At 36.2% G+C, this 5,230-nt stretch carries 5 protein-coding genes; 2 read left to right on the top strand and 3 right to left on the bottom strand.

Going from position 1 to position 5,230, the window contains the following annotated elements:
* Positions 1–160 precede the first annotated feature (160 nt).
* The 3 genes from ghoS to AACX68_RS05145 form a co-directional block, all read right to left on the bottom strand.
* A complete protein-coding gene (gene ghoS / locus AACX68_RS05155) occupies positions 161–469 on the bottom strand; it encodes a type V toxin-antitoxin system endoribonuclease antitoxin GhoS (protein ID WP_228860750.1) in 309 nt (102 codons plus the stop codon).
* A 386-nt stretch (positions 470–855) separates the two neighbouring features.
* On the bottom strand, positions 856–1,179 hold the full coding sequence (locus tag AACX68_RS05150; protein ID WP_099108230.1) for a phage holin, lambda family: 324 nt from the start codon (positions 1,177–1,179) through the stop codon (positions 856–858).
* 179 nt (positions 1,180–1,358) lie between these two features.
* Complete coding sequence (locus tag AACX68_RS05145; protein ID WP_228860749.1) at positions 1,359–2,276, bottom strand: DMT family transporter; 918 nt, start codon at positions 2,274–2,276, stop codon at positions 1,359–1,361.
* Between the two features lie 130 nt (positions 2,277–2,406).
* Here AACX68_RS05145 and AACX68_RS05140 point away from each other — a divergent pair, with 130 nt between their 5' ends.
* Both AACX68_RS05140 and AACX68_RS05135 read left to right on the top strand, forming a co-directional pair.
* On the top strand, positions 2,407–3,309 hold the full coding sequence (locus AACX68_RS05140) for a LysR family transcriptional regulator (RefSeq protein ID WP_228860748.1): 903 nt from the start codon (positions 2,407–2,409) through the stop codon (positions 3,307–3,309).
* A gap of 369 nt (positions 3,310–3,678) precedes the next feature.
* Positions 3,679–4,671: a leucyl aminopeptidase gene (locus tag AACX68_RS05135; RefSeq protein WP_228860747.1), complete on the top strand. Its 993-nt coding sequence runs from the start codon at positions 3,679–3,681 to the stop codon at positions 4,669–4,671.
* The last annotated feature ends 559 nt before the right edge of the window (positions 4,672–5,230 follow it).

The following is a 5,230-nucleotide window of genomic DNA, read 5'->3' as shown; positions in this document are numbered from 1 at the left end:
TGTTTGAAAAGGGGGATTTGATTTTTATTTTTTTCAGTGTTTTTTTCTACTGTATATCACGAGATGTGTGATAGTGAATATAAAAAATATAAAATTTTTTGAGATAAAATGATTCTCCAGCCAATCGGTTGGCTGGAGAATTCAATTACTTAATTTTTAATTAGGATTCAGATGCAGATGCATTGATGGATGCAGGATAAAGATATGCAGACCATTCATTATATTGGCAAACAAATATTGACGGATTTCTTGTTGAAAGTGGAGATGCTAATTTATAAACTTTATCTCTTATTTCAGCAGCAGTATTTAATGAGTAACCAACATAAGTGCCGGCAGGTAAGGCCATAACATTGCCATTTGAAAATACTACTTTGTTACTAAAATTAATTGTTTTAAGTGATTCGTTAAGAGCACTAATTTCTCTTGGGCCTGCACCATAGATTTCAACGCAGATTAAATAATTAGCCATGGACTACCTCTCTTTTATTTAATGTCTGAATAAAATTATTCATCGGTTTTCTGTGTGCAGAATGCGATGATATTTATATCCAATCTCTTTCCGAGGTTGGTATGCCGGAGAATTTAACAGGTATTATTGACGTTACGCCATATCATTAAATCACAGTTATTTGATGAAATGTTTTTAGAGGGTTTTGAATATAATGTTTATTATCAGATCTGCTATTTAATAGTTCTACAAATATGCAGAGCTTTATACACTTCGTCTTTCAAGTTGCCTCTTTGTTGGCTGCACTCGTTCACCCCAGTCACATAGTTATCTATGCTCCTGGGGATTATCTCCCTTGCCGCCGCGACGCATCTTGAAATCCATTGTGTATATATATTTTGGGCTATCTATTTATGAGCCTTTTCCTCCAGACGTTGCTCAATAGCACGTATCACAAATTCGCGTAATTTCTCCACACCAAGAAAACCCACTGCGCCGCCAAGAGCAGGTGATACGCTGACAGGAATACCAATCAGCTCTAGCCCACTGGAGAATCCCCATGAAAGTGCTCCACAGAGAAGAGGTTCAGCCCAGCGGTTTTTGCGTTCCACACCATCATAAATCAGCCGTCCATAACAGATCATGATAGCCAGCAATGCGCCAGATATCTGTGGCCAGGCATTTCTCAGGTAGTACATAAGGTCAATCCATAATTCAGGATATTCTTGCATTATTCGCCCCATAATTTATTTCCGGTCGTTCAATCACAATGCCTGAATTAAAATTAACTGGGCAGAGATTGGATCCCGGTATTCAGTGATAAGTTACATATTTCCATAATAGCGTTAGCACCGGATATCCACATTTTTATGAAGTTGTGCCCTGCATAATACGAACTTCATAGTGATTTTTATTGTGAAGTTCTCTCAGATACCTTGATGGTACCTTGCCCAATCAGCACTCCAATAATAGTGAGAGTGCTACCGGCAAGTTGAATGAGACCGGGGCTGTCTCCTACAAAAGTCTGTATCGCTAATGCAAAAATAGGAACAAAATTAAAAAAGATGGCTGTTTTTCCTGCGCCACGAATAGTAGTTGCTATGTTCCAGAATAGATAAGCAACAACAGAACCAGCAAGACCCATATAAAAATCAGCTAAATGACTTTCAAATGGTGCTGATAATAATATCGAAACGGGTGATTCAACAGAAATCGCAATGATCGACAATATCATTGTGCCAAAAAACATCGTCCAGCCAGTGGTTTCCAGAGGTGTTGATTCTATAACAAATGTGCGGATCCCAATGGTATAAATTGCCCAGCACAGAGAACCCGAAAAGATAATTAATTCTCCGGTATTAATATGAATTGTATTACCCAACATAAGTTGTCCATTGGTAACAACTAGGATCACACCAAACAAACTGAGTATCATTCCGGTTATACGTACTATATCAGGGGGACGGCGATTAATGATGGCCTCTAAAATATTGGTAGTGACAGGTGTTGTTGCCATTATTAATGCAGCATTAACAGGGGTTGCATATTGGAGACCAACAAATAATGCACCATTGAATCCTGCAACTCCAATTCCTCCAAGGAGAATAAAAGTAAGCCAGTTTTTTCTGAGTACTCCAATGTTAAATTTTTTTCTGGATGTCATAAATAGGAAAATAAATAAGGCAGCAAAAGCAAAGCGTTCAGCCGAAGCAGTCCATGGAGGCAGATTCATCAGGGCAATCTTTGTTACCTGAAAATTTGAACCCCAAAAAAATGTTGCAATTAATGTCAGAACAATCGCTAATTGTGGTGTATTTCGTATACGCATATTATTGACTCGGTTAAATTTTTATTAAATCAAATTGATTGTTTTTTTATCAGGGTGATTGTGGCATAGTCGAAAAAAAAGATATTTAGAGATAAATAGAAAATAATTTTCCAAAAATGGAAGTCATAATATGCAATCACTTATTTGGGATGATATTCGTGTATTTCTGGCAGTGGCTCAGACCGGAACTATCAGTAATGCAGCAACCCTTCTTGGGGTTGGTATTGCAACAGTGTCCAGAAAAATTGAAAGGCTGGAAGAAACTTTTGGAATGCCTCTGTTCTTTCGCCATCAGACTGGCTACCAGCTAACAGAAGATGGAAAGGGATTGTTGGAAAAAGCAGAAGCAATGGAAACTGCAGCAAACTCATTTTTGACAGAAGTTGATGTACGTACAAAAATCACTGGTAAAGTGCGTCTTGCAACAACAGAAATGCTGGCTAGCAATTTAATTATTCCTAATCTGTCGGTTTTGCAGAAAAAATATCCGGATTTGGCACTGGAAATTATTACTGATTCACGTACTGTCAACCTTCATCGCCGGGATGCTGATTTAGCTCTTCGCCTTGTCAGGCCGGAACAAGGCCATGTTACTATCCGTCAGATTGGAATACTGGGTTTTGGGTTATATGCCAGTAAACAATACTGCGAAAACTGTCCATCACAGATATCTGATGAAGCTTATAGTCATGCTCATTTTATTGGCTGGACTGATGAGTACCAGCAACTTCCAATGTACAAATGGATGGAGAAAACCCTGAATGGGCGTCCGCTTTCTATAGCGACGACTTCACTCTCAGCTCAGGTTGCGGCGGTCAAAGCAGGTTTGGGATTGGCAGTTCTACCTCATTTTATTGCTGATTCTGCTGAGCTCATTTGCCTTTCTCCTGAGCTGGGGTTAGATCAGCCTCTTTGGCTTGTTATTCAGGCAGATTTGGCATATTCCCTGAAAATAAGGAAGGTGGCAGATTTTCTTACAGAAGTTGTCTCTCAACATTTGCAGCAACTTTCCGGCCAGATAATAAAATCATAGTAATAAGATTAAGTTTTCTTTAAGAATAATGTTCAATATAACTGTTCTTCCAAACAAGATATCAAATTTATTTATGATATATGTATGCTGGTTGGCTTATAGTTCTTCTGTTTGAATCGCTATGCGACAATAGTTGCTAGCACACATTCACACTCAGCAATATAAAGACTGGAGTTCAAGATGGAAAACGATGCAATCGAACTGGATGAATGGTTTGAAGAAGAAACTTTTGAAGAAGCCGTTGAAATAATGCAACAAAAAGCTGTTGTTCCAGTTGGAACTGCAATGTGGCCTGTTTAGCATTATAGAAATTAAATTTCTGACAACTTAACGGGGATATTATTCCCCGTTATTTATCAGGGGGTTGTTATGTTATTTCTTAATAAAAAAAGGAAAAATATAAAAAACATGCTGACATGCTTGTTGCATCATCCTGCTATTAAAGAAAAAAAACATAAAGAGAATAAAATTAATATACTCGTTGGATGGGATAAAGAGCACAAAAATATTGCTGAAGATGTTATAATCGTTTCGTCAGAATTTCCTACTTTGAATATATCTTCATTATCTCTTGAACTAACCTCTTCTGATACTTTAGTTAAGGAAATTGAATGTTGTGATTTATATGTGTTTTTCTATCTTTCTTCAACATTAAAACCTTTTAAATCATTAGGCCCTGATTTTTTGTCAGCAATAAGAAAAGTTATGCGAGAAAACTGGCGAAAGTCTGTTTTGTTTAAAGATTATGGTGAGCATTTTTATGAAGCATTCTCTGAAGAACTAAATCTTATCAAAGATAGGAATAATTTTTTAATTAGTCTGGCTAATAGTAGTAAAAAAGTAATCTATCAGCAGGATGATGAGCATATGCTTACTGCAACCTTTAGTGAGAACCAATCCTGGACATCAATTGATGGCATTGGTAATTATGATCTGACACCGGGTGAAATTGCAACAAAACTACATAATCTGGAAGGCTCTATCAGTTTCAGTGGTGCGTTTTTGAGTACAATACCTTTTGCAATTAAGTATGGTGTTGTCAGTAACTTCTTCAACCTGACAATCAAAAATAGCAAAATTATCGATTTTACTTGTCAATTCGCTGAATTTTCGAAAGATTTTGATAAATATCTATCAACTAACTCTAGCAACAGCACCATTGAAGAATTTGGTATCGGGACCAACTGTGGTGTGGAGAAGCTATATGGATTAAATGCGGGATTTGAAGAAAGGCATCCCGGTTTACATCTTGGATTAGGTGGAGGAGAAGTAGGCAGTCACCATTTAGACTTAATTTTTCAGGGAGGAAAGTTATTCTTTGGCAATACTATTGTGCTTGATAATAACAAGTTCATTATCTGAATTTATTCGCTATGGATTTTTAAAACAGGATCTGAGGATAAGGGAACTAGTCCTCAGGATATGAATATAGATCCTCTTTCAATTTCCCTCTTGATAGGCTGTGTTTACTTAGTTCAGTCACATAGTTACCTATTTCTTTGAAAATTCGCTTCATGGCCACCTCGATGCATTTTGAAATTCATTTTGTATATATTTTTAATGGTTGTTTAATACGATTACTTATACTTCTTTATCCTACTGATCTTAGAGAAAAATTTCCCAGTTCACTTTAGATATCCTCAGCGTAAATATGAATGCCATTTTTAGTTCGTATATAGTCCCAATATAACCCTCTAGTTTTACTCATGCCTTACATAATGACGTGGCAATTTAGAGAATCTACGTGATTTTTTGAATTGAAGATATCACCTTTATTTATAAATAGAAAATGGTTATATTTCAATTAACTTGTGATTATTTGTTATATTTTTCAATATTAAATTCTGTTTTAATCTTTTTTTTATTCAAAATAAATGCCATTTTCACTGTTTATTGATTAATGAAATATAAGTTTATATTG

Source organism: Xenorhabdus sp. PB61.4 (assembly GCF_963894935.1).
In the GTDB taxonomy this organism is placed as follows: domain Bacteria; phylum Pseudomonadota; class Gammaproteobacteria; order Enterobacterales; family Enterobacteriaceae; genus Xenorhabdus; species Xenorhabdus stockiae.
The sequence above is the reverse complement of the archived record's forward strand: the minus strand, read 5'-3'. Positions and strand labels throughout refer to the sequence as shown.

What these genes read in the sequence shown, in the direction of transcription:
- AACX68_RS05150 (WP_099108230.1), bottom strand. Translation starts at nt 1,179, where the DNA reads ATGCAAGAATATCCTGAATTATGGATTGACCTTATGTACTACCTGAGA.
- AACX68_RS05145 (WP_228860749.1), bottom strand. Translation starts at nt 2,276, where the DNA reads ATGCGTATACGAAATACACCACAATTAGCGATTGTTCTGACATTAATT.
- AACX68_RS05135 (WP_228860747.1), top strand. Translation starts at nt 3,679, where the DNA reads ATGTTATTTCTTAATAAAAAAAGGAAAAATATAAAAAACATGCTGACA.
- ghoS (WP_228860750.1), bottom strand. Translation starts at nt 469, where the DNA reads ATGGCTAATTATTTAATCTGCGTTGAAATCTATGGTGCAGGCCCAAGA.
- AACX68_RS05140 (WP_228860748.1), top strand. Translation starts at nt 2,407, where the DNA reads ATGCAATCACTTATTTGGGATGATATTCGTGTATTTCTGGCAGTGGCT.